The organism is Bradyrhizobium sp. 1200_D9_N1_1 (assembly GCF_052075915.1).
GTDB lineage: Bacteria > Pseudomonadota > Alphaproteobacteria > Rhizobiales > Xanthobacteraceae > Bradyrhizobium > Bradyrhizobium diazoefficiens.
This window is the reverse complement of the sequence record NZ_CP197226.1, coordinates 1,862,871-1,886,751: the sequence shown is the minus strand read 5'-3', so window position 1 is coordinate 1,886,751 and position 23,881 is coordinate 1,862,871. Positions and strand designations below refer to the sequence as shown.

Sequence of the window (23,881 nt, the reverse complement as noted above, 5' to 3'; positions counted from 1 at the left end):
TCCGACGTGAGCGGACCCTCAGGAAAACGAGACGCGCGTACGGGCGTCGGGGCGTCCTGGCGAAGCGCGGCGTCCCGAGCGGCATGGTTCCTCTGCCTTTGGCTCGTGCTTGCCGGCACCTCTGTCGATGACATTCCTGCCGCAACAATCGCCGTCGCGACGGCAACCTGGACGAGCTTGCGTTTGCTGGAGCCTGGCACGTCGCGGCGCTCACCTCGCGCCATCCTCCGACTGGCGCTTCTGTTCCTGTACCAGTCCATTGTGGCCGGAGTGGACGTCGCAAGGCGCGCACTCGATCCCGGCCTGCCGCTGCGCCCGGGATTTGTCGCGTATCCAACCCGTCTTCCGCGTGGCCTGCGTCGCAACGTGTTCGCAACGCTCACCAGCCTGTTGCCAGGCACCGTGCCGGCCGGTGAGGAGGAGGCGCAACTCCTCTATCACTGCCTCGACGTCGATCAGCCCGTGATCGCCGAACTTGATCAGGAGGAGGCGGCCTTGGTTCGAGCGCTTTACAATGACTGAGTTCCTGACGGTCGTGGTCGGTTTCATTCTGGCAATGCTGGCGCTTGGACTGTTGTCGATCCTGCGTGGCCCCGGCGACGCTGACCGGGTCATGGCGACGCAACTGATCGGGACCGGAGGCATTGCGACGCTGCTGCTGCTCGGCACCGTAGCGAGCATACCCGCAGCGATCGACGTGGCTTTGACCCTGGCGCTGCTCGCCACCTTCGCCTCCATCGCGTTCGTCAAGAAGGGGCTGTCCCGCTTCGAGGCCGATGGGACCGCATCAACGGAGGACGAATGAGCCTCGCACGCGACATGATGACGATTGCAGCGGTGTCGGCCGGCGCGTTCTTCTTTCTGGCGGGCACGGTCGGCCTGCTTCGCTTTCCCGATACCCTGACGCGTCTGCACGCGCTCACCAAGGCGGACAACCTCGGCCTCGGCCTGGTCGTGCTCGGACTGCTCCCGCAAGCAGCGGGTCTTCGCGACGGGTCGAAGCTGGTTGGTATCTGGCTGCTCGGCCTGCTCGCGGGCGCCACCGTCTCGCAACTGATTGCGCGCGCGGCGCGCCAAGGCCAGTTGAACCGATGAGCATTGCGACGGTCTTTGAAATTGTCCTTGCCGCGGTCGTGCTGACCCTCGGCGTCTGGACGATCGTCGTGCCCGAGACGTTTTCGGCCACGGTCGGGTTCGTTGCCTATGGACTGCTGGTGGCACTGATCTGGGTACGCCTCGACGCTGCCGACGTTGCTCTGACCGAGGCCGCAATCGGCGGCGGCCTCGGTGGCGTCTTGCTGCTGAGCGCGGCGGCGCGATTGCGGGATGCCGACATGATGGCGGACGAAGCGCCAGGCAAACTGCTGCGAGCGGGCGCCGCAGCGCTGTCCGTGCTGACGGCTGCGGCGCTGGCCGGCGCGGTCCTGTGGCTGCCCGATTCCGCTCCGACGCTTGCTCCGGCTGCTGTTGCAAATGCCTGGGCAACGGGTCTGTCCAACCCCGTCACCAACGTGCTCATGGCGTTCCGCGCCATGGATACGATGCTCGAGAAGATCGTGCTGTTGCTGGCCATCGTCGGCGTTTGGTCGCTTGCGCCTGACAGTGCGTGGGGCGGCCGCCCCGGGCCGCGCCACCAAGCCGATCCACGTGGCGTTCTCGCCTTTCTTGCGCGGCTGCTGCCGCCGGTTGGCATCGTCATCGGGATCTATATCCTCTGGACCGGTTCCGACCATCCCGGCGGAGCTTTTCAGGGCGGCGCGATTCTCGCGTCGATGTGGCTGCTGGCCGTCATGGCCGGATTGGCGGACACACCGCTCGTGAGCGATCGATCGGTACGGTTCATCCTCGTTGCCGGGCCCGGCCTGTTCCTGCTCGTCGGCCTTGCCGGCCTTCTGTTTGGCGCCGCGTTCCTGTCCTATCCGCCAGCGCTGGCCAAGCCGCTGATACTTGGCATCGAGGTCGCAATGACCCTGACGATCGCAGCGACGCTCGGACTGCTGCTCGCCGGCGTACCGGAACGGGGCATGGAGCCGTGAGCGGCGTGACGGTGTTCGGATTGTGCGCTGCTGCCACGGTCGGACTTGGGCTCTACGGCCTGATCACGAAGCCCCAGCCCCTCCGCAAGATCATCGCCTTCAATCTGCTCGGCAGCGGCGTATTCCTCCTGTTCGGCGTCGTTGGACGGCGCGGTGCGGCGGCGGGGATCGGCAATGATCCGGTGCCGCAAGCCCTGGTGATCACCGGCATCGTCGTCGCGTTTTCCGCAACGGCTTTGGCGATTGCACTGCTGCTGCGGCTGTTCCAGACGAGTGCCTCCATGGCGCCGCGCAGTCGCGCCTCGCCGCGCGATGACCCAGATCAGGCCGGTGGCTGATGCTGCCCCCTGCCCCAGCGCTGGACGCGACAACAACCCCAAGCGGCTTCCTGCTGGTGCTGTCGATTGCCATACCCATCGCGGGTGTTCTGCTAGCCTTCGTTCTGGGCGAGCGACACATCAGGCTGGTCGCATTCGCGACGATCCCGCTGGGGCTGGTGATCGTCGTAGCGATTCTGGCAGCAGTTGCGCAGCGCATGGGCCCTCTCGTTTACCTGCTCGGCGCCTGGCCGCCGCCGCTGGGGGTGGCGCTGCGCGCGGACGGATTGTCGGCCGTGATGCTTGCGGCGACCGCAGTCGTGATCTCCGCAGTCGCCGTCTATGCCGGTACTGAATTCTCCGTGACAACGACGGAGGCGCGCGCGCCATTCGTGTTCTGGATCCTGCTGCTGGCGGTCTGGGCCGCGCTGAACACAATCTTTGTCGGTGGAGACCTCTTCACGCTTTATGTTGCCCTGGAATTGCTGACATTCGCCGCGGTGCCGCTGGTCTCGCTGGATGGCCGTCCGGAGACCCTGCGCGCGGCGATACGCTATCTGCTCTTCGCATTGCTCGGCTCCGTGCTCTATTTGCTGGGCACGGCGCTCCTCTATGGTCTTCATGCCACCCTGGATATCGTGCTGTTGTCGCACCGGATTGGAGCACAGCCTGCCTCGCTCGTCGCGGCGGCATTGATGACATCAGGTCTTCTGGCCAAGACCGCACTCTTTCCGTTGCATCTCTGGCTGCCGCCTGCCCACGCAGGCGCGCCGGCTGCCGCTAGTGCGATCCTGTCTGGCCTCGTCGTGAAGGGATCTTTCTTCATCATCGTGCGGCTCTGGTTCCAGGTGATGCCCGGGCTGCCTGGTTTCGCCGCCGCACAACTGCTCGCCGCGCTGGGAGCTGCGGCAATCGTGCTCGGAAGCGTCCTCGCCTTGCGCCAGGAGCGACTGAAGCTCCTGATCGCGTATTCGACGCTGGCCCAGATCGGGTATCTCTTCCTGATGTTTCCGCTCGCGTTCAATGCCTCGGGTCATCTGGAGAGTGGCGAGGCCCTGGCGGGCGGCCTGCTGCAGGCTGCCTCTCACGCCACCGCAAAGGCGGCGATGTTCATGGCCGCCGGATCGATCTACGCCGGGCTGGGCCACGATCGCATCGCGGGGCTCGGCGGTATCGCGCGCGTCCTGCCCTTGAGCGTCCTGGCGTTTGCCATCGCCGGCATCGCGCTGATGGGCGTGCAGCCGAGTGGCGCGTCCCTGGCGAAAGACCTGTTGCTTCAGGCCGCGACCGAGAGGGAGCAATGGTGGTGGGCGGTCGTGCTCCAGGCAAGCGGGGCGTTCACTGCCTCCTATGTCGTGCTGGTTCTGGCTCATGCGCTGGCCCCTCCGGACAAGTCTGTTGTATTGACCGACCCGGCACCGCGCCTTCCGGACGTGGCGGTGCTCGTGCTGGCGCTCTGCTCGTTATTGCTTGGCCTCGTGCCCTGGGAACCGTTTCTGCCTGTCCAGCGCATCTCGCCGTCCGGTCTCTTAGATCTCGAAACTCTCTCCAAATTCCTCTTGCCTCTCCTGGGAGGCGTCGTGCTGGCAATCCTGCTCCGCCCCTGGCCGCACCCGCTTGCGTCTTCGGTGCGTTGGAGGCTCGCCATCGGCGTGTTCGATTCATTCCGACGCGGCTGCTGCGCGTTCGGTGGCTATGTTGAAAGGGGCAACGGTGTCCTGTGCGAGTGGCCGGCGGCAAGCATCTGCCTTCTCATGCTGGCCCTGCTGTTCGGCGTGTTGATGCTTGTGGCCGCGTGAGGCGCCGGCTCATGCATCGGCCGGGAACAGGTGAGGCCCAAGAACAGGTCAGGCCCAAGTGTTCCCCATCGCCATGATCAGGAACATTCATCCCGACGCCTCAGGGTTTTCTCCGATCCCGCGCCGGTGAACCGACGGCTAATCTCTGACAACGCATCCCGCCAGCGGCGCTGGCGTACCAGGCTTGGCCGGGAGTTGCGATCCAGCAGGAGGTCTTCATGTCCGATTTAGTGGCGATCGTATATCCATCCGAAGCGAAGGCTGAGGAAGTTCGTCAACGGCTGCTCAACCTGCAGAAGGAATATCTGATCACGATCAGCGATGCCGTGATCGCCGTGAAGACCGATTCCGGGGGCATCAAGCTCAATCAACTCGTCAACACGACGTCGATGGGAGCGGTAACCGGTGGTTTCTGGGGGCTTCTGATTGGCATGATTTTCCTCAATCCGATCCTCGGTGTCGCCGTCGGCGCGGCCTCCGGCGCGCTCGGCGGCGCGTTATCCGATTTCGGCATCGACGACTCCTTCATGAAGGAATTGTCAGCGTCGCTCCACACCGGCAACGCCGCCCTGTTCGTCCTGATCAAGAGTATGACCGCCGACAAGGTACTGAAGGAGATCAAGGACGCCGGAGGGACCGTGCTGAAGACGTCTTTGGATGATACCAGGGAACAGGCCCTGCGCGACGCGCTAGCAAGCGCCGCGGAGCGACCGGCGGCCTGACAGCCCTTTGGCCGCTCAGCGCCGGCTGCCGGCCAGACGCAGCAGCATCATGAACAGGTTGATGAAGTTGAGATAGAGCGACAGCGCTGAAATCACCGACTTGCGGCCAGCCGACGTTTCATCGTCCCCGCTGTCGTACATCGCCTTGATCCGCTGGGTGTCGTAGGCCGTGAGCCCCGCAAAGACGCCGACACCCACGACCGAGATCAACCAGTCGAGCCCGCTTGATTGCAGGAAGAGGTTCACCAGGCTGGCAATGATGACCCCGATCAGGCCCATGAACAGGAAAGTGCCGAGACCGGACAGGTCACGCCTTGTGGTGTAGCCGAATACGCTGAGCGCTCCGAACATCGCGGCCGCGATGAAAAACACGCGCGTGATCGAGGCGCTGGTGTAGATATGCAGCAGTATCGAGAGCGAGACCCCGACCAGCGCGGCATAGATGAAGAACAGAAGCCGCGCCGTCGCCGCCGACAGCGTATTGATGCGCGCGCTGATGAAAAAGACCAGCGCGAGCGGCGCCAGTATGAAGACCCACATCAACGGACTCTGCAGCAATGCGGGACCGGTGAGCTGATAGGTCAGCCAGGCCACAACGGCGGTCAGGCCGACGCCGGCGGCCATGTAGTTGTAGATGCGCAGCATGTAACCGCGCAATCCAGCGTCCACCGCGATTGCGTCAGAGGTCGCCAGGTTCTGATCGTAGTTTGACATCGCTTGCCTCCTCGCGGAGCCGTTGGGAGGCAGCGACCCTATTCCTCTGCCCTCGCACGGGATATCGGACAATCACCTGATATCCCGGGGGCACGATCACCCTACTCGGCCTGCAAATGTGGCACGCCGGCCTTTCAGTTGTGGCGATTTCCGCCTTACGGAATCGTAAGATGGTGCTGCCGCTTGCGTTCGTCCTTCCGAGCACGCCCCTTACGCATTTGTCACTGGAAGCGGCACGCTTTCCGGCCTAATCGGCCGACATGCGGTACTTCTTTCACATCGTCGACAAATACGGCCTCTCGCCGGACGAGAGCGGATGCGAGCACGTTGACCAGCACGCGGCGATGCTGCATGCCCGTCGCATTGCAGAAGAGCTGGCCAAGGCCGGGGAATTCGTCCGGTCGAGCTTCGTGTTTGTGGCCGATACTGCTCCCGGACTTTCGTCCGGTCGCGACTGAGGAAAGACGAGGCTGGCCGGACCAGGTTCGGCCTACTGGTTTCCTGCCACTGCTCTCTACATAGAATCACGGATGTTCGAGCAGAAGGGCTGCTCCTAAGGTCTTCGCCAAGGGGTGGCCGGCGCTCCACCGTCGCAAAGGTTTGTCGCGCCTGCCCGATCTCCGATTGGAAGGCCAGCTTGCACCATGGCGCCTCCATCGAGCCAGGCCGATCAAAGGCTCTCCCGGAATGCGCTCATCGCGCTCGTGATCGGGTCGATGGTCGGTTCCGGTATCTTTGCATTGCCTGCAGCGTTCGGGCGGACCACGGGCGCGCTCGGAGCGATGATCGCCTGGGCCATCGCAGGCACGGGCATGCTGATGCTCGCCTTCGTGTTTCAGACCTTGTCACAGCGCAAGCCGGACCTCGATGCCGGCATCTATGCCTATGCCAGGGCCGGATTTGGCGACTATATCGGCTTTGCTTCGGCCGTCGGATACTGGATCGGTTGCTGCCTTGCCGACGTCGCCTGCCTCGTCCTGATCAAGGCGACGCTCGGACAGTTTTTCCCGGTCTTCGGCGACGGCACGACGCCGGTGGCGATCGCTTCGGCGTCCGTCCTGCTCTGGGGCGTGCACATTCTGCTGCTGCGCGGCATCACGGGGGCGGCCGCGCTCAATACGATCGCGACCTACGCTAAAATCATCCCGATACTATTGTTCATCGTCGTCGCCGTCATCGCCTTCGACGGCTCGCTCTTCTCCATTAATTTCTGGGGCACGGAGCAGCCGGCCGTTTCGAAGGTAGTCGCGCAGGTTCGCGGCACGATGCTGCTGACGGTGTTCGTGTTCGTCGGAATTGAAGGCGCGAGTGTCTACTCCCGTTACGCCCGGAGCCGCGCCGATGTCGGATTCGCAACCCTTGCCGGCTTTCTGACGGTTCTGTGCCTCCTCGTCCTCGTGACGCTCCTGTCGTACGGCGTGCTGCCACGAGCGGAGCTGGCGGATCTCCCGACACCATCCATGGCCGGCGTGATGGAGGCGGTCGTCGGCCGCTGGGGCAGTGTGTTCATCAGCGTGGCACTCCTGATCTCGGTCCTCGGCAACTACCTGTCCTGGTCGCTGTTGGCGGCCGAGATCCTGCATTCCGCCGCGATCCACCGCACCATGCCCTCCTTTCTCGCCACGGTGAACGTGTACAAGGTCCCTGCCGGCGCGCTCTGGCTCACCAACTGCGTCATCCAGATTTTTCTGCTCGTCACCTGGTTTGCGGAATACGCATTCACGCTTGCCTTGAAGATGACGAGCGCGATGACGCTGATCCCATATTTCTTTGTTGCGGCGTACGGCCTGAAGCTCGCCTGGACCAGCGAGGCCTATCACGCCGGCGAGCACGCCCGGATTGTCGACTGGATCCGCTCGGCCATCGCGACAGTTTACGCGGCCGGCATGATCTACGCAGGCGGGCCCAAGTTTCTCCTGCTGTCGTCGATCCTCTATGCGCCCGGCACGTTGCTGTTCCTTCTCGCAAAACGCGAGCGCAAGGAAGCGATCTTCCGGCCGTTCGAAATCATCCTCTTTGCAGCGATCACGATCGCCGCATGCGCCGGCGTCTACGCGCTGGCCACCGGAGCCATCTCGATTTGAGTCCTTGTCCCTGGTTACATGGAGGCGGATATGAGCACCCGGGCCATCTGTAGCGCCTTGATCCTCGGCGGATTGGTGGCGGTCTCCGCATATCCAACCCTGTCGCTGGCCCAGTCGACCGAGACCGGCGTGTCTGCCCAAAAAGATGCCGGCGCGCCGGCACCGAAGAACGCGGCGCCCAACACCAATACGAACCCGACGAAGCACCGTTACTGGCGTCATCGCGGCGGAAAGCATCCGCACTATGGCAGCCGGCGCGTCCGGACCTAGGCGCAAAGACGATAGCCCACTCCAGCGATTGGACCGATCCATGAGCGAGTCCAGGACAGGACCGGAGAAGCTCCACGAGGTCGTTCTGCGCGACACGTCCGCCGATCTGCCGGACGCGCGACGCAGCATTCTCGCGACCGGACTCACCCTGCTCGCCGCATGCGTCTTCCTGTTTCTGGCGTGGCAGACGGTGTCCAGTCTCCTGCTCATCTTCGCAGGCGTGTTGTTCGCCGCATTTCTGGACGCGTGCGCAAGGGCTCTGGCGCCGGTCCTTCCGCTCAATCGCGCCTGGCGCCTGACGCTGGTCCTGTTGCTGTTCTCCGCTCTGTCGGGGTTTGGAATGGTCTGGGGTGCGGGCAAGCTGCCGGAGCAGACGCGCCTCCTGCTGAAGGTCATGGACAGCCAGATCGACGTCCTGCAGGAGCATCTCCTGTCATATGGCGTTGACCTCCTCGGCCCGGAATGGGGCCGCGACTTTGCACAATGGCTGTTCTCGGATCAGGGCCGTTTTCTCAGCCATGCACAATTTCTGCTCGGCGGAGCCTCAACTCTTCTGACCGGCGCGCTGGTGATCCTGTTCCTCGGGATCCTCTTTGCCTTCGATCCGAACAGCCATCGCGAAAGCCTGGTCATGCTGGTGAAGCAGTCCTATCGCGCGCGGACAAGAGCCGTCATGGACGAGATAGGCACCGTCATGCGGCTGTGGCTGGTCGGACAGCTCATCCGCATCATCCTGATGACGCTGTGGGTCTGGATCGCACTCTACCTCATCGGGCTGCCCGGTCCTTTCGTGCTCGGATTGCAGGCGGGCCTGTCGAATTTCATTCCCTATCTAGGACCCATCGTGGCCGCAATTCCGATCGCGCTCGTCGCAATGCCGCTCGGCAGTTCGCTGCTGATCTGGGCCGTCCTGATCTACACGATCATCCAGTCAGTCGAAGGCTATGTGATCGGCCCGCTGATCCAGCGTCAGGCGGTCGAGATCCCGCCTGCCTGGACGCTGGTCGCCATCGTCATTCTGGGCGCGCTGTTCGGCGTCCTGGGCATTGCGCTGGCCATGCCACTGGTCGCGATCGGCCGTGTCGCAATCATCCGATTCTACGTCGAGGACTACCTTGGCGACAACCTCAAGCAGACATTCAACGACGGTAGATCGTGACTGGATAGCCCATGAGCAAGATCGATGTACAACGGAACGTGGGTACGGAGCCTCCCTCGCCTCGTCCCGGAATGGCTCATTTCCTGTGGCAGCAGCTTCCTTATGTCGTGGCGCTGGTGCTCGCTATCGCAGGCGTCGCCTATACCAACGTCTCCCACCAGCCTCTCGTCGGCTACTGGGAATTCCTGGCGCTTGCCATCTGCGTCGTCTGCGTCGTTACCAAATGGCCGGAGACCCAAGGCAAAGAGGCCCAGCTCCGATTGATCTGGACCCAGGCGCTGCATTGGATTGCCGTCCTGATCACTATGAACATCATACTGATCTCGGGCGTCCAGCAGTTGCTTCCGACACCGGCAACCGGCCTCGTCCTGCTGACGTTGCTCGCACTCGGCACGTTCCTTGCCGGCGTCAGCCTGTTGTCGCTGCAAATCTCGTTCCTCGGCCTGGCGATGGGCGTGGCCGTCCCAGCAATCTCCTGGCTGAAGCAGTCCGTCTTCTTCTTCCTGCTGGGCGCGGTGCTGCTGATCGGCCTCGGCATCACGTTCTGGCTCCGCCAGGACAGCCGACCGAGGATTGCGCCCTCCGACACCAACAGCCAAGTGGAGGCTTGAATGCGAATGACACGGCCTGTTGCAGTCTTCGCCACATCCGCGCTGCTATGCATCGCCAACCTGCCCGCGCGCGCCGAAACGTTCAGGGTCGGCCGGCTCCTCTGCTTGAGCAACCCGCGCGTCGGGCTTGTGCTCGGATCGGTGCAGTCACTGCGCTGCACATTCTTTGCGAGAAACCCGCCGAGGCAGTTCATCTATGAGGGACGGATCCGGCGCGTTGGCCTCGATCTCGGCGTGACCAGTGCAGGCAGCCTGTCGTGGGCCGTGCTCGCCAAGAACTCGCGGATCGGCTCCGCCACCCTGCGCGGCAACTATGTCGGCGCGAGCGGCAGCTTGGCATTCGGCCCCGGTCTCGGCGCCAACGTCCTGATCGGCGGCTCGCGCAGGAGCGTGATGTTGCAGCCGCTGTCGATCGAGCGATCGATCGGAATCAATCTCGCAGCTGGTGTCACCAATCTGACGCTGGGTCCGCGCGGCAGCCGCTAGCTCGCAACCGCGATCCCGCGCGCGATCGCCGGATTCCGGTGGGCTCACGAGAACATTCCCACCCCGTCGCTCAGGGTTTCGTCGGATGTCGACGGCGCGGGCTCGAAGCTACCATCCCAAGCGTGCCGATCATCGCGCGGATCAGGAGGATGGCATGACAGTCTATGACAGCCGGTCGGACATCGGGGTTCTGGGCTCGCCTCCGCTGTGGGTCTGCGCTCTCCTCGGCATCGTGATGATCGCCGCCGGCATCGCGGCTCTCAGCGACGTGGTTTTCGCGACGATCATCAGCGTCAAGCTGATCGGGCTGACGGCTATCGCGGCTGGCGCATTCGAGATCATCCATGCCTTCTGGACCAAAGGATGGGGCGGCTTCCTGTGGCAGATTGTTCTCGGCGCGCTCTATCTCGCCTTCGGGCTCGTGCTGCTCACCCAGCCGGCTTCCGGTGCCCTGATCCTCACCTATTTCCTCGGCGCGGTGCTGCTCGCCTCGGGTGTCATTCGGTGCGTGCTGAGCTTCGCCCATTGGCGGCAGAACGGATGGATGATGCTGATCTCCGGCATCTTCGGACTGCTCGCGGGCGTGCTGATCCTGTTCGGCTTTCCGACCATCAGCGTCTGGGCCCTCGGATTCCTGCTTGGCGTCGACCTGATCTCGCACGGCTTGGCGTGGCTGCTTTATGCGCTTCAGTCCGTGCGGCGAGCTGCGTAACGATGGAGAAGATGATGATGGACGCTCCCACCCGTCGAGCTTTCCTTGGCTTTGCTCAGAATGCCGTTGCTGCCGCGGCGATCGGCGCTGTCGGAGTTCGTCTGATTGGGACTGCGGAAGCGATGCCGATTGCCCACGATCTTGGCCAGGCCAGCGAGCCGTCGGACCTCCTGACGCAAGCTCAGTGGTGGGGACCCCCAGCCGGTCCCGGTTGGGGACCTGGTCCGGGCTGGGGCCGCCCACCGCCGCGCCGGCGCCGATGGGTTTGCTGGTGGCATCGCGGCCGTCGTCGTTGTGGATGGCGGTGGCGCTAGGAGCCCCCTCTTAACTTGCGCAATCCGCCGGGAGCAGATTTGCCAGAAAGGCTATGCAAGCCCCGACCCGAGCGATGGAGGCGATCGTGCGCCACGTGAATCAATGGCTCCTGTGGGCCGCTCTGATAGCTCTTCTCGTGGTGGCAGCCGCCTTCTGCGTGTCGGTATGGCAGGCAACTCCATCGATGCCGCTCTACCGCAACATCATCCTCGGAGGGGCCGTCGTCCTGATGCTGGTGTTCGGCTGCGGCCTGATCGCGCTGATGTTCTATAGCCGTCGCAAGGGTTATGACGAGCCCGCGCGCAGCGATCGGATACGGCGGGAGTAACGAGGCGCTGGTGAAGCACCGACCCGGCCCGGCTCTTAGGTCTGGAGCAAGGAGCGGACAATGAACCTTGCTGGCGTCTCGATCAGGCTGCTGGCGGCAACTCTCCTGACGATCATCGCCGGTGGGACCGCCCGGACACAACCCGCCGCGGCCGGAGCCCCTGCGGTCGGCGTCGTGGAAGCGACCAGGCGGCCGATCACCGAGACCAGCGAATTTCTTGGACGGATCGAGGCGATCAATCGGGTCAGCGTCGTCGCGCGCGTGACGGCATTTCTGGACAAGCGCCTGTTCGACGAGGGCGCCGAGATCAAGGAAGGCGATGAGCTCTATCGGCTCGAGCGAGGTCCCTTCGAAGCGGATCTTGCATCGAAACAGGCGCAGGTCGCGCAGCTCCAGGCAACGCTCGAAAATGCCAAATTGACGACCGAACGCGCGCGGACCCTGCTCGGAGGTCCCGCCGGGCAACAGTCCACCTACGATGCAGCGATCGCCAACCAGCTCAGCCTCGAAGCCCAGGTGCAAGCCGCGCAAGCCCAGGTCCAAGCCTCCCAGATCAATCTCGGTTACACGAAGATCAACGCGCCGATTGCCGGCAAGATCGGACGCACGGCGGTGACGGAAGGCAACGTCGTCGGTCCGAGCTCGGGCGTGCTGACCACCATCGTCAGCCAGGACCCGATGTATGTCACCTTCCCGGTGCCACTCCGCCAGGGGCTCGAGTTGCGGGAACGATACGGACCACAAGGCGGCCTGGACGCGGTGGTGATCAAGCTGCGACTGCCCGATGGCCGCATGTACGGCCACTCCGGCAAGCTGAATTTCGTCGACAACACCATCGCCCAGAGCACCGATACCATCATCGTACGCGGGGAGATCGGCAATCCAATCCTGCGGGCTTCTTCGGCGGCTGGCGTCACCGTTCACGAGCTGACTGACGGCGAGTTCGTCACCGTCGTGCTGGAGGGCGTCCAGCCGGTCGAGGTGCTGGCAATCCCGCGCTCCGCCGTGCTCTCCGATCAGCAGGGCGACTATGTGCTGGCTGTCGGCGCCGACAACAAGGCCGAGCAGCGCCGCATCCAGCTCGGACAATCGACTACGACCATCGCCGCCGTGATCGCCGGACTTGCGGCCGGCGACAAGGTCATCGCGGAAGGCTTGCAGCGAGTTCGTCCCGGCCAGATCGTTTCGCCGGGACCGGCAAGTCCGCTGATCCTGTCGAGCATGAAGCCCGCCGCGGACGCCCCGGCTCCTCAAGCGGATCACGGCGCCTCCGGCACGACCCGCCCGCTGGACCGCAAACCATGATATCCGCCGTTTTCATCGATCGCCCGCGGCTTTCGATGGTGATCGCCTTCATCATCACCATCGCCGGCGCGCTGGCGTTGATGCAGATTCCGGTGGCGCAATTTCCGGACATCGTGCCGCCGCAGGTCACGGTCTCCGGCACCTTCCCTGGCGCATCCGCCGAGGTGGTCGAGAGCAGCGTCGCCCAACCCCTGGAGGCGCAAATAATCGGCGTCGACCGCGCGCTCTACATGAAATCGACCAGCGCCAATGACGGCAGCTACACACTGACGGTCTCGTTCGCGCTCGGCACCAACCCCGACATCAATACCGTCAACGTCAACAACCGCGTGCAGAGCGCACTGTCGCAACTACCGACCGAAGTGCAGCAGCAGGGGGTAACGGTGCACAAGCGGTCCTCGTCGATCCTGCAATTCCTCGTGCTCTATAGTGCCAATGGCCAGCAGGATCCGCTGTTCATCACCAACTACGCGATCATCAACGTGCTCGATGCGATCGCCAGCACGCCCGGCGTCGGCCAGGCGAACCTGTTCGCCAAGATGAACTACTCGATGCGGATCTGGTTCGATACGCAGCGACTCACCAGCCTCGACCTCACGCCATCGGATGTCATTGCCGCGATTCGCACGCAAAGCGTCCAGGCGCCTGTGGGGCGCATCGGTGCACGTCCGATCAGCGACGACCAACAGCTCCAGTTCAATGTGCAGACCCTGGGCAGGCTCGCCACCGTCGACCAATTCGCCAATATCGTGCTGCGCGCCAACCCGGACGGCTCGTCGCTGCTCGTGAAGGACGTTGCCCGTGTCGAGATGGGCGCGCAAAATCTCGACAGCGAAGCGCGGATCGACGGCCGCGCGGCCGTGCCGGTCGCGATCTATCTGGCGCCGGGTGCCAATGCGATGAGCACCGCACAGGCCGTGGCGGCGACGATGCAGCGGCTGTCGCTGCGTTTTCCCACCGGCCTGAGCTATCTCGTGCAATACGATTCCACGAGCTTCGTGCGCGACACGATCACGGAGGTCTTGCGGACGCTGGGCGAGGCCTTCGTCCTGGTCGTGATCGTGGTGTACCTCTTCCTCGGCAATCTGCGGGCCACGGTGATCCCGGCCGTTGCCGTTCCAGTGAGCCTGGTGGGCACGTTCGCCGTCCTGCTGGTGCTGGGCTATTCGGCCAACACGGTATCCCTGCTGGCCATGGTGCTCGCCATCGGCATCGTGGTGGACGACGCCATCGTCGTCGTCGAGAACGTCGAGCGAGTGATGGAGGAGGAGCCGGGCCTTTCCCCCGCCGAGGCCAGCAAGAAGGCCATGACCCAGATCACCGCGCCGATCATCGCGATCACCCTGGTGCTGCTCTCGGTCTTCGTCCCGATCGCATTCATTCCCGGCATTTCCGGAACGCTGTTTCGCCAGTTTGCGGTGACGATCAGCGCCGCGATGATGATCTCGGCGTTGAATGCGCTGACGCTGTCGCCCGCCTTGTGCGCGCTGTTCCTGCGCCACACCGGGCCCAGGCGCGGCATCATGGGACGCGTCCTCGGCTTCATCGACTGGCTGCGCGACCGCTACAGCGGCGGCGTCCGCCGCCTGGTCCGCGTGCCGGGTCTCTCACTGCCGTTCGTCGCCGTCGTTGCCGCCGGCATCTTCGGCATGTCGCTGATCACGCCAACAGGTTTCCTCCCCGAGGAAGACCAGGGCGCCTTCTTCACCTCGGTGCAACTGCCAGACGGCGCATCGGTGGCGCGAACCAGCGAAGTCACCCAACAGATCGAGGATCTCCTGAAGCAGATCCCCGCCGTCGATCACGTCCTTGCCATCGTGGGCTTTTCCCTGCTCGACGGCGCGTCCGAACCGAACAGCGCATTGGTGGTCACGCGGCTGAAGCCGTTTTCCGATCGCAAGGCGGCAGCCGATTCCGCGCAGGCGCTGATCCGGCAAACCTTCGCAGCCGGCGCACAGATTCGACAGGCCAACGTGTTGCCGTTCAATCTGCCGCCGATCATTGGGCTCTCCACCGGAGGCGGGTTCGAATACCAGCTTCAGGCGCTGGAAGGACAGAGTCCGGCCGCGATCTCCAGCGTCACCGGGGCGCTGATCGGTGCAGCCAACGCCGATCCACGGCTTGCGCGTGTCTTTTCGACCTTCACTGCGACCAATCCATCCATCCATCTCGACATCGACCGCCGCAAGGCGCAGGCGCTCGGCGTGACGGTCAGCGACATCTTCACGGCCTTGCAGGCGACGCTCGGCGGCATCTATGTCAACAACTTCAACCTGTTCGGCCGCACCTGGCAGGTCAACGTTCAGGGCGAAGCGTTCGATCGCGCCGATATTTCGGACATCTGGCGGATCTATCTGCGCAACGGCGCCGGCCAGATGGTGCCGATCAGGTCGCTCGCCGGGATCAGGATCGTGACCGGGCCTCAGGTCATCACCCGCTACAACAATTATCGCTCGGTGACGGTGAACGGCAGCCCGGCGCCGGGCGTCTCCTCAGGAACCGCGATGGTCGCAATGGCAGAAATCTCCAACACCGTGCTGCCTGCGGGCTACAGTTTCGCGTGGACCGGCACCGCCTATCAGGAGCAGCAGGCCGCTGGCCAGACCGGCATCGTGCTCATGCTTGCGGTGCTGTTCGCCTACCTGTTCCTGGTGGCGCTCTATGAGAGCACGGTGATCCCGATCCCGGTGCTGCTGTCGGTCGTCGTCGGCGTGCTCGGGTCCTATGTCGGCATCAAGCTCGCCGGCCTCAATCTCGACCTCTACGGCCAGATCGGGCTCGTGGTCCTGATCGCGCTCGCCGCCAAGAACGGCATTCTGATCGTCGAATTTGCCAAGGAGCAACGCGAAGCGGGCGTGGCGCTCAACGACGCCGCGATCCAGGGCGCACATATGCGCTTTCGCGCGGTCATGATGACGTCGGTCGCCTTCATCCTTGGCCTCCTGCCGCTCGTGATTGCAACCGGCGCTGCGGAGCTCAGCCGCAGGGCGGTCGGGACAGCCGTATTTGCGGGCATGCTTGCGGCAAGCTCAATCGGCATCTTCCTCGTCCCGACGCTCTACGTGACGTTCCAGCGTCTGCGGGAGCGGATGAAGGCCGCGCCAAAGTCCGGCAACTGAGTTGACTGGCGCAAGGTGCGCAAACTCGGCCGATGCCTGCGCGATCAATCAGTTGTCGAGCGAACAAACCCGCGAACTCTCATATAATTGAAATTGCTATGTAATTTATACGGTCTTGCCTCATGTGATCCCGAGCCCGTTCGGGAAAACAAGCGCAACGCGCGCGCTTCCGACTGCCGACCGTGCGTCAGATTGGTCAACGACAACGAATTGCAGCTTGCGGATTGAAGGCCTATGTTGAGTCTCCAACCAAGCAGCCGCCCATCGTACGGCGAGAGTCTGCAGGGGAGAGACCTCACGGTGGATGGCGTGCATTTTGCGCCGGAGGTCACATCATGGCCATTGCTCCCACACTCCAGAAGTACCTCGCCGCTGAGAACATCCAATACGAAGTGGTCCCGCACGAACTCAGCATGACGTCCACTCGCACGGCCGAGGCATGCCATATCCCGGGCGATCGCCTCGCCAAAGGCGTCGTGCTGCGGCGCGACGGCGAATATATGCTGGCCATCTTGCCCGCATCGCATCACCTCCGCCCGTCGGAACTGAAGACGATACTCGGCGGAAATGTCCACATGGCACAAGAAACCGAGATCGGTGAGCTGTTCCGCGATTGTGCGCACGGTGCAGTTCCCGCCGTCGGCAAGTGCTACGGGCTGGATACTATCGTCGACGACAGCATCGAGGCGCAGCCCGACATCTATATGGAAGCCGGCGACCACGAGACGCTGCTTCATATGGGTCACGCGCAGTTTGCACGCCTGACGGCCAACGCACTGCACGGGCGCTTCAGCGCGCACGACTGAGGATTTGCGCACTGCCCAATCTTGGGCGGGAACCTCGGCCGCGACGTCGCCGTCAAACTGTTCAGGAAAGCGACGGCGACAGCGTCGGCGCTTGTCTGGTCAGATCGCGAAGTAATGATGCTTTCTCCTGTGACCTCGCACCCGATCGGTTGTACAGTTCAAACGAATGGGGGCGCTGCTGCAACAACGGAGGCTCGCCATGAAAGTCAAAGACGTGATGCACAAGGGTGTCGACTGGGTCAGCCCCGACACCCCCATCGCCGAGATCGCCAAATTGATGCGGGCGCATGACATCGGCTGCATTCCGATTGGCGAGGACGACAAGCTGGTCGGGATGGTGACCGACCGCGATATCGTCTGCAAAGGGCTCGCGAGCCACACCTTTGATGCTCGCCGCGCAACGGCCCGCGATGTAATGACTGAGGGTATTCATTGCTGCCGGGAGGACGACGACCTCGCAAAGGCGATGCATCATATGGAGAAACTGCAGGTCCGCAGGCTGCCCGTGATCAACAAGAGCAAGCGGATGGTCGGCATCATCAGCCTGGGCGACCTCAGCCGCTCCGCCTCAAATGATCTGCTGACCGAGACCGTCAGGAGTGTTTCGGCGCATCATTGAATTGAGGCCCGAGTTGCTCTCGCGATCGCCAGACGTCGAGCTGGGCCGGAGCCAGGCGTTTGTCATGCAACCATCGCGCAACGCGAGAGCAGCGGCCCGAAGCGCCTGACTTGGCGTCGGCGTGAGCGGGCTAAACTGAAAAGTCGAGGCCCTAGCGGTCGGCGGAGTGTCGGTTCATGTCCTCCAGGAGCTCGCGCATGGCGTCGAACTGCGTGCCAAAGCCTTTCCAGTCGCCGGACCTCAATCGTTCAACGGCCTGATTGTAGCGGTCGAGCGCCTCCCGTGCCTGACTTGCCGATGGGCGTGTGACGGGCATTTCCTCCATCGTGCTCGAGACCGGCCGCACCGCGCCAGGCTCGGTGAACAGAGCCGACAAAGCCTCATCGAGCGTCTCCTTCATCACCACATGCTCGCCATAGGCTGCGATCACGCGTTTCAGCTCCGGCAGGTGCCCGTGCTCCGCTCGCAAATAGAGCGGCGTGACATAGAGGATCGAGTTCTCGATCGGGATCACAAGCAGGTTCGCGCCGCGTATCACCCGCGAGCCCATCTGATTCCACAGCGTGATCTGTTGCGATATCTCGGTACTCTGGTTGATCCGCGCTTCGATCTGGAACGGCCCGTAGACGAGCTTCTCCTTGGGAAATTCGTAGACAATCAGCTTGCCGTAGTCGGGCGCATCGCAGCGTGCGGCGAGCCAGGCGATCATGTTGTCGCGGCGGCTCGGCACCATGGGAAGCATGAGGAAGAACTCAGCCTGCGACTCACCGGGCAGCCGCATGATGATGTAATATGGGGCCATCGTTGCAACGCCGCCGCCGCCCGGCTGGCGCGGGAACTGCCAGAGATCCTCGCGGTTGTAGAAAACGTCGGCGGCCTCCATGTGATAGCTCTGATAGAGCTGCGCCTGAATCAGGAATAGATCCTCCGGATAGCGGATGTGCCTCTGCAGATCCGCCGGCATGACCGAAAATGGCTTGAACAGGTTCGGAAAGATGCGCCGCCAGGTTGCGGCAACCGGATCGCCGGTGTCCATCAGATAAAAGTCGACGGTGCCGTTATAGGCATCGACGATGACCTTCACTGAATTGCGAATGTAGTTGAGATCCTGGTCTTGCGCCGGCTGCGCGGAAGGGAAGTAGGAACTCACCGTGTAGGCGTCCTGCATCCAGAACATCCGCCCATTGCTGATGACCAGATAAGGATCGTGATCGAGCCTGAGGAACGGAGCGATCGTTCGCACCCTTTCCCCGATGTTGCGGCGGATCATGATCCGGCTGTCCGCCGTGATGTAGCTTGAGAGCAGCAGGTTCGGGTCGTTGAAGTAGTAAGCGAACAGGCCTCTCCATACCGCCGCTCCTATCGGAACGCCGCCCGTCCCGTCATAGGCTGCGTAGACATTGTCTTTGCCCTTCGGGTAGTCGAACTCAGGCGTGCTCCCTTTGACGATGACGTAGCTGTCGTGCTCTTCGCCGTAGTAGATGCGCGGTTCGCGGATCTGCGGGCCTCCGTCCGCGACAGGAGGTATGTCGCGCAAATAGAGGAATGGCAGCCCTTCGCTGCTCTTGCGAGTGACCGGGCTCATCACTGCGCCGGTGCCGTGAGTAAACAGCACGTGGTGGTTGACCCATGTCTGGGCATTCGGCGGCAGCAAGGAAGGTCGCAGTTCGCGGGCCGAGATCATGACGCTTTGGTAGGAGCCATTGAGCCAGTAGCGATCGACGTCAAGGTGATGGAATTTGTAGTAGGTGCGGATCTCCTGCAGCTGCGCGTAGGTGTCCGCCAGGGGCTGCCAATCCCACAGCCTGATATTGTCGATGGTCGCCTTGTTGGCATCGAGCGTCTTGAAGCTGAGCTTCTGTTCGGCGGCGAACGGCTTGGCCGCGATCTGATCGAGATTGTAGGCCTGCCGGGTGAGCGCGATGTTGCGTTCGATATAGGGCCTTTCCAGCTCCAGTTCGCTTGGCCTGACGAAGAACTGCCGGAACAGCACGGGAACCAGGCCGGACAGCACGAAAGACCCGATCGCGACAAGCAGGAACGCGGCGGCAGGAAGCCGGTAGGTGCGCACGCGCACGTTTGCCCACGCGGCGAGCGCCGCGATGCCCGAAAGTCCGATCATCAGCCACAAGGCCGGCAGCCCCACATGGACATCGGTGTAACTTGCACCGACAACCACGCCGTTATCGCCATAGAGCAGCAGGTAGCGATCGAGACCAAAGGACCAGGCCTTCACCGCAAACAGAAGACCGAGCAGCGCCGAGCCGTGGGCAATCACCGTCGACGACATTGATCGGCGATGAATGTCGTATTCGATCTCGCCGTGCACCAAGTAGATCGCCGCGGCGAACAGCGCGCTCAGCGCGAGCGCGAGCATCATCCAATTCTTGATGAGGATATAGGCGGGCAGCGAGAAGAGATAGAAGCCGATGTCGTTGTTGTAGAGCGGATCGTCTGCCCCATACGGCGCCTGATAGACAAACTGCAGGAAGACGCCCCAGTTGCCGGCTTCGGCCGCCGCGACAAGCAGAGCGAGCGAAGCCGCACCAGCTGCGATCAACCGCGGCCACCGCAGTCGGTCGCGCACAAGCGCAAGCAGATCTGGCGGCGCGTTGCCCGCGGCGCTCCACACGGAAGCGGCGGCAAGCTGTGTCGACCGCCGTCGGGCGAAGTGCAGTGCGAGCCATCCGTTCAACAACAGGATGACGGCAGTTGCCGTCCAGACCGCAAGAAAGACGACGGCCTTGGCGCCGATTGTTGTCCAGAAAACCTCGCGATAACCGATCACGGAAAACCAAAGCCAGTCGACCAGGAAGTCGCTGGCGAGCGCGAGCAGGGTCAGGACAATCGCAATGACGAGGGCCGCAATAATCAGCCCGACCACGGCACTTTGCCTTGGTGCCTTCCGCTCGGGTCCTGTAATCCCGATCGTCATCGCCTGATCATAGTCGAAATCAGGGACGCCCGCCGCTTGATTCGTGGTCGGGATGACGCCTCGAGGCGGGCGACGCAAGTGCTCGAAGCTGCGTCGCTAGGACCGCGGCGCAATATGGCATTTCGAAACGGCGCAAGGCGCCAAGCACGGCTGATGCAGCCGGCGCGATCAATCAGCTATCGCGCAACATGGCGCTCCCGAACCGGAGTGCCATCGTACAATGTCGGGAAATATCGTGGATTTGGCGCTCCCTAGGGGAATCGAACCCCTGTTTCAGCCTTGAGAGGGCCGCGTCCTAACCGCTAGACGAAGGGAGCGTGAGGGACAGGACATAGCCGCGAATTTTGCCGGCGGCAAGCCTCGATCGGGGGCGAAATCGGCGGATATGCACGGCGAATGCGGCTCAGGCTTAACGGCGCGAAGGACCGCCCGGCCGCACGCGCTCCCGTCACATGGCCGGGAACACTCAGGGCTTCTTCAATTTCTCGATCGCGGCGGCGCCGGCGGCCGGCTCCAGGCGGAACAGGCCAGAGCCCGAAAATGCGGATTTGGACGGCGACGTCGAGCGGATCTGCTCGCCGCTGTTGCCGGCTATGGCCTGGTTGAGCAGGTCCCGAACCGGGGCGGCGCTACGGCTCGTTGGCAAATTTGAGCTTTCCCGCCGGCTTCAGGGTGTGGGCGTCGAAGGTGCGGATCTCGGTGACCCCGCCGACATCCAGCGTGATCACGAGGCGATCGCCGGCGACCCCGGTCGAGACGATCCTGGCGCCCTTCGGCAGGGTGGCGGTGACGTCGCCCGCGATCTCGGGCGCCCTTCCCTCCGACTTGAAAAGGCGGTAGCCCACCGCGATCAGAACGGCGCAGATCGCCAGCGCCGTGGTCAGCCCCGCGATCAGCATCATCCGCCGCACCCGCGCGAACAGCGCGGCCTGCTCGGGGGTCGGTTCGGGAACAGCGGTATCAGACGTCGTCATGGAAAACTCAGGCTCTGCGCAAAGGTTGGAGGTTGTCGTCGCCGGCGACGAGGGCTCGGCCCGGCTCGACCGCGTGCTGGCGGCGCGCCTGCCGGACCTGTCGCGATCGAGGCTGAAAGCCCTGATCCTGGCGGGGGCGGTGAGCCTGAAGGCCTCCGCCGTCCGCGACCCCGCTTATCACGTCAGTCACGGCGATACGATCATAATCGACGTGCCGGAGGCCGCGCCCGCCGAGCCGAAGGGCGAAGAGATCGCCCTCGATATCGTGTTCGAGGACGACGACATCATCGTCATCAACAAGCCCAGGGGCCTGGTCGTGCACCCCGCGGCCGGCCACGAGACCGGCACGCTGGTGAACGCGCTGATCGCCCATTGCGGCTCGACGCTGTCGGGGATCGGCGGGGTACGCCGGCCCGGCATCGTGCACCGGCTGGACAAGGACACGACGGGACTGATGGTGGTCGCCAAGAACGACCTCGCCCACGCCTCGCTGTCGGCACAGTTCGCCGACCACGGCCGCACCGGGGCGATGCGGCGCGGCTATATGGCCTTCGCCTGGGGGGTGCCGGGCCGGCATCGCGGCACCGTCGATGCGCCGATCGACCGCCATCCGTATGCGCGGGAGAAGATGGCGGTGCGCCAGGGCGGCCGCGAGGCAGTGACGCATTGGGAAATCCTGGAGAGTTTTCCGGGGCGCGACGGCAAGCCGATCGCGGCGCTGCTCGCCTGCGAGCTCGAGACCGGGCGCACGCACCAGATCCGGGTCCACCTCGCCCATATCGGCCATCCGCTGATGGGCGATGCGGTCTATGGCCCACACTTCAAGACCAAGGCGAACCAGCTGGCGCCAGAGTCGCAGGCCGCTTTGGCGACGCTCGGGCGGCAGGCCCTGCATGCCTATCTGCTGGTATTGGAGCACCCGAGGACGGGAGAATTACTCCACTGGGAGGCGCCGCTGCCGGAGGATTTGCTTCTCCTCAGGAGCGCCCTGAAAGCGGCGCTATGACGCAGGCTCGTTAGGAAAAGCGTTACATTACAAAAAGTTATAGCTGCCACACGGGGACGTGACGTCAGCAATCCTTCCCTTTTTGCCCCCCCATGGGGTATATTGCGCCTGCGTTGGAAATGACCAACGCGGAACATCGCAGCTACGGCCGGCTTTAACACAGCGGTCGTCTGCCTGGCCCGCCGCTATCGGGGGCCTGAACCTTTGGAGGGCTCAACTATGGCCCGTACCGCTGCTCTGCCGGTCCTCAATGGAGAATCCGGCCTTTCTCGCTACCTCGCCGAGATCCGCAAGTTCCCGATGCTGGAACCCCAGCAGGAATACATGCTCGCCAAGCGCTGGCGGGAGCATGACGATCGCGACGCGGCGCACCAACTCGTCACCAGCCATCTCCGCCTCGTGGCCAAGATCGCCATGGGCTATCGCGGCTACGGCCTGCCGATCTCCGAGGTCGTCTCGGAAGGCAATGTCGGCCTGATGCAGGCGGTGAAGCGTTTCGAACCCGAGAAGGGGTTCCGTCTCGCCACCTACGCGATGTGGTGGATCAAGGCGTCAATTCAAGAGTACATCCTGCGTTCCTGGTCGCTCGTGAAGATGGGCACCACCGCGAACCAGAAGAAGCTATTCTTCAACCTGCGCAAGGCGAAGAGCAAGATCAACGCGCTGGACGAGGGCGATCTCCGCCCCGACCAGGTTGCGACCATTGCCAAGCGGCTGGGCGTGACGGACCAGGACGTGATCGACATGAACCGCCGCCTCGGTGGCGACGCGTCGCTCAACGCGCCGATCCGCGACGACGGCGAAGCCGGCGAATGGCAGGACTGGCTGGTCGACAATACGCCCAACCAGGAAGCCATGATGGCGGAGCACGAGGAGTATGATCACCGCCGTGACGCGCTGAACGGCGCCATGGGCGTGCTCAACCCGCGCGAACGCCGCATCTTCGAGGCCCGCCGCCTCGCCGATGAGCCGATGACGCTGGAAGACCTTGCCGCCGAGTTCGGCGTGTCGCGCGAGCGCGTCCGCCAGATCGAGGTCCGCGCCTTCGAGAAGGTGCAGTCCGCGGTCAAGGGCACGATCGCAAGGGCAGAACAGGCCGCGCTGGAAGCCGCGCACTAAGCAAGGCTTCGCTGGCGCCAGAGATTGGCGGATCGAAAGAGACGGAAAAGTCGGCGGCAACGCCGGCTTTTTTGTTGGGTGGCATGCTTTGATTTGAGTGCGGCGAAGCGCGGCCCCACCCTCGCGGTCATGCTCCGCGAAGGCGGGGCATCCAGTACGCCGCAGCGCTCATCGCGAAAGCGAGATTCCCAACGCACGCCTCTGGAATACTGGATCGCCCGGTCAAGGCCGGGCGATGACAGCTATGAGTGTCGCTATCATTGTGCCTCATTAGGTCGATGCGCGGCACGATTGCGCCACCCTGCGAAGACCGACGTTCGCCGTACTGCCGAATGAGACGGCCATCACGGTCCCCTCCCCCGGACTTGAGGTCGACCCGCGCTGGCTTGAACCCGCGCGTCCGGTGAACCGACCCAAGAAGACCGGGCCGACAAGATCAAGCGAA

General features: G+C 63.5%; 25 protein-coding genes and 1 tRNA gene. 21 read left to right on the top strand and 5 right to left on the bottom strand.

Annotated elements, in window-relative coordinates:
• Positions 1 to 6 precede the first annotated feature (6 nt).
• The 7 genes from AB5K84_RS09180 (at position 7) to AB5K84_RS09150 (ending at position 4,874) form a co-directional block, all read left to right on the top strand.
• Positions 7 to 522: a Na+/H+ antiporter subunit E gene (locus AB5K84_RS09180; RefSeq protein ID WP_011090050.1), complete on the top strand. Its 516-nt coding sequence runs from the start codon at positions 7 to 9 to the stop codon at positions 520 to 522.
• Positions 515 to 805, top strand: a complete 291-nt coding sequence (locus tag AB5K84_RS09175; protein WP_011090051.1) for a monovalent cation/H+ antiporter complex subunit F — start codon at positions 515 to 517, stop codon at positions 803 to 805. Before AB5K84_RS09180 ends, AB5K84_RS09175 begins: the two co-directional genes overlap by 8 nt.
• Entirely contained in the window at positions 802 to 1,095 is a 294-nt protein-coding gene (locus tag AB5K84_RS09170; RefSeq protein ID WP_011090052.1) for a monovalent cation/H(+) antiporter subunit G, read from the top strand. Before AB5K84_RS09175 ends, AB5K84_RS09170 begins: the two co-directional genes overlap by 4 nt.
• Entirely contained in the window at positions 1,092 to 2,036 is a 945-nt protein-coding gene (locus tag AB5K84_RS09165) for an MnhB domain-containing protein (RefSeq protein WP_011090053.1), read from the top strand. The genes AB5K84_RS09170 and AB5K84_RS09165 overlap by 4 nt, the downstream gene beginning before the upstream one ends.
• On the top strand, positions 2,033 to 2,374 hold the full coding sequence (locus AB5K84_RS09160; protein ID WP_011090054.1) for an NADH-quinone oxidoreductase subunit K: 342 nt from the start codon (positions 2,033 to 2,035) through the stop codon (positions 2,372 to 2,374). The genes AB5K84_RS09165 and AB5K84_RS09160 overlap by 4 nt, the downstream gene beginning before the upstream one ends.
• Entirely contained in the window at positions 2,374 to 4,152 is a 1,779-nt protein-coding gene (locus AB5K84_RS09155; RefSeq protein WP_011090055.1) for a complex I subunit 5 family protein, read from the top strand. The genes AB5K84_RS09160 and AB5K84_RS09155 overlap by 1 nt, the downstream gene beginning before the upstream one ends.
• A 218-nt stretch (positions 4,153 to 4,370) precedes the next feature.
• On the top strand, positions 4,371 to 4,874 hold the full coding sequence (locus AB5K84_RS09150; RefSeq protein WP_011090056.1) for a DUF1269 domain-containing protein: 504 nt from the start codon (positions 4,371 to 4,373) through the stop codon (positions 4,872 to 4,874).
• A gap of 15 nt (positions 4,875 to 4,889) precedes the next feature.
• On the opposite strand, the gene AB5K84_RS09145 is transcribed toward AB5K84_RS09150, so the two are convergent.
• Complete coding sequence (locus AB5K84_RS09145) at positions 4,890 to 5,588, bottom strand: Bax inhibitor-1/YccA family protein (protein ID WP_011090057.1); 699 nt, start codon at positions 5,586 to 5,588, stop codon at positions 4,890 to 4,892.
• A 260-nt stretch (positions 5,589 to 5,848) separates the two neighbouring features.
• On the opposite strand from AB5K84_RS09145, the gene AB5K84_RS09140 reads away from it, so the two are divergent.
• The 12 genes from AB5K84_RS09140 to AB5K84_RS09085 all read left to right on the top strand — a co-directional run bounded on the left by AB5K84_RS09140 (position 5,849) and on the right by AB5K84_RS09085 (position 17,402).
• Complete coding sequence (locus tag AB5K84_RS09140) at positions 5,849 to 6,046, top strand: DUF6894 family protein (RefSeq protein WP_038965439.1); 198 nt, start codon at positions 5,849 to 5,851, stop codon at positions 6,044 to 6,046.
• A gap of 186 nt (positions 6,047 to 6,232) precedes the next feature.
• The gene (locus AB5K84_RS09135; protein ID WP_011090058.1) at positions 6,233 to 7,672 is read left to right on the top strand and encodes a basic amino acid/polyamine antiporter; all 1,440 of its coding nucleotides are present in this window, start codon (positions 6,233 to 6,235) and stop codon (positions 7,670 to 7,672) included.
• A 30-nt stretch (positions 7,673 to 7,702) separates the two neighbouring features.
• Positions 7,703 to 7,942, top strand: a complete 240-nt coding sequence (locus AB5K84_RS09130; protein WP_038965452.1) for a hypothetical protein — start codon at positions 7,703 to 7,705, stop codon at positions 7,940 to 7,942.
• A 40-nt stretch (positions 7,943 to 7,982) separates the two neighbouring features.
• Complete coding sequence (locus AB5K84_RS09125; RefSeq protein WP_028172881.1) at positions 7,983 to 9,101, top strand: AI-2E family transporter; 1,119 nt, start codon at positions 7,983 to 7,985, stop codon at positions 9,099 to 9,101.
• An 11-nt stretch (positions 9,102 to 9,112) separates the two neighbouring features.
• The gene (locus tag AB5K84_RS09120; RefSeq protein WP_011090060.1) at positions 9,113 to 9,712 is read left to right on the top strand and encodes a hypothetical protein; all 600 of its coding nucleotides are present in this window, start codon (positions 9,113 to 9,115) and stop codon (positions 9,710 to 9,712) included.
• Positions 9,713 to 10,198: a DUF992 domain-containing protein gene (locus AB5K84_RS09115; RefSeq protein WP_011090061.1), complete on the top strand. Its 486-nt coding sequence runs from the start codon at positions 9,713 to 9,715 to the stop codon at positions 10,196 to 10,198.
• Positions 10,199 to 10,352: 154 nt separating this feature from the next.
• Positions 10,353 to 10,910 carry an HdeD family acid-resistance protein gene (locus tag AB5K84_RS09110; RefSeq protein WP_038965451.1) on the top strand — a complete coding sequence of 186 codons (558 nt, stop codon included), beginning with the start codon at positions 10,353 to 10,355 and terminating at the stop codon, positions 10,908 to 10,910.
• Positions 10,911 to 11,310: 400 nt separating this feature from the next.
• Positions 11,311 to 11,553: a hypothetical protein gene (locus tag AB5K84_RS09105; protein ID WP_231166631.1), complete on the top strand. Its 243-nt coding sequence runs from the start codon at positions 11,311 to 11,313 to the stop codon at positions 11,551 to 11,553.
• A gap of 60 nt (positions 11,554 to 11,613) precedes the next feature.
• Positions 11,614 to 12,858 (top strand): efflux RND transporter periplasmic adaptor subunit, encoded by a 1,245-nt coding sequence (locus AB5K84_RS09100; RefSeq protein WP_011090064.1) that lies wholly within the window; start codon positions 11,614 to 11,616, stop codon positions 12,856 to 12,858.
• Positions 12,855 to 15,977 carry an efflux RND transporter permease subunit gene (locus AB5K84_RS09095; RefSeq protein WP_011090065.1) on the top strand — a complete coding sequence of 1,041 codons (3,123 nt, stop codon included), beginning with the start codon at positions 12,855 to 12,857 and terminating at the stop codon, positions 15,975 to 15,977. Before AB5K84_RS09100 ends, AB5K84_RS09095 begins: the two co-directional genes overlap by 4 nt.
• Positions 15,978 to 16,312: 335 nt before the next feature.
• Entirely contained in the window at positions 16,313 to 16,783 is a 471-nt protein-coding gene (locus AB5K84_RS09090) for an aminoacyl-tRNA deacylase (RefSeq protein WP_028172875.1), read from the top strand.
• Between the two features lie 199 nt (positions 16,784 to 16,982).
• Complete coding sequence (locus tag AB5K84_RS09085) at positions 16,983 to 17,402, top strand: CBS domain-containing protein (protein ID WP_028172874.1); 420 nt, start codon at positions 16,983 to 16,985, stop codon at positions 17,400 to 17,402.
• Positions 17,403 to 17,553: 151 nt separating this feature from the next.
• On the opposite strand, the gene AB5K84_RS09080 is transcribed toward AB5K84_RS09085, so the two are convergent.
• From AB5K84_RS09080 to AB5K84_RS09065, 4 genes are all read right to left on the bottom strand, one after another.
• Entirely contained in the window at positions 17,554 to 20,337 is a 2,784-nt protein-coding gene (locus AB5K84_RS09080) for a UPF0182 family membrane protein (RefSeq protein WP_011090068.1), read from the bottom strand.
• A 242-nt stretch (positions 20,338 to 20,579) separates the two neighbouring features.
• Positions 20,580 to 20,654 (bottom strand) — tRNA-Glu (locus AB5K84_RS09075).
• Positions 20,655 to 20,803: 149 nt separating this feature from the next.
• Entirely contained in the window at positions 20,804 to 20,983 is a 180-nt protein-coding gene (locus tag AB5K84_RS09070; protein ID WP_028172872.1) for a hypothetical protein, read from the bottom strand.
• Entirely contained in the window at positions 20,967 to 21,311 is a 345-nt protein-coding gene (locus AB5K84_RS09065) for a hypothetical protein (protein WP_011090070.1), read from the bottom strand. The genes AB5K84_RS09070 and AB5K84_RS09065 overlap by 17 nt, the downstream gene beginning before the upstream one ends.
• Between AB5K84_RS09065 and AB5K84_RS09060 the strand changes: the two genes are divergently transcribed.
• Positions 21,310 to 22,317: an RluA family pseudouridine synthase gene (locus AB5K84_RS09060; RefSeq protein WP_011090071.1), complete on the top strand. Its 1,008-nt coding sequence runs from the start codon at positions 21,310 to 21,312 to the stop codon at positions 22,315 to 22,317. The two genes, AB5K84_RS09065 and AB5K84_RS09060, sit on opposite strands and share 2 nt — an antisense overlap.
• Before the next feature lie 219 nt (positions 22,318 to 22,536).
• Positions 22,537 to 23,436, top strand: coding sequence for an RNA polymerase sigma factor RpoH (gene rpoH / locus AB5K84_RS09055; protein ID WP_011090072.1), 900 nt, complete (start codon positions 22,537 to 22,539; stop codon positions 23,434 to 23,436).
• The last annotated feature ends 445 nt before the right edge of the window (positions 23,437 to 23,881 follow it).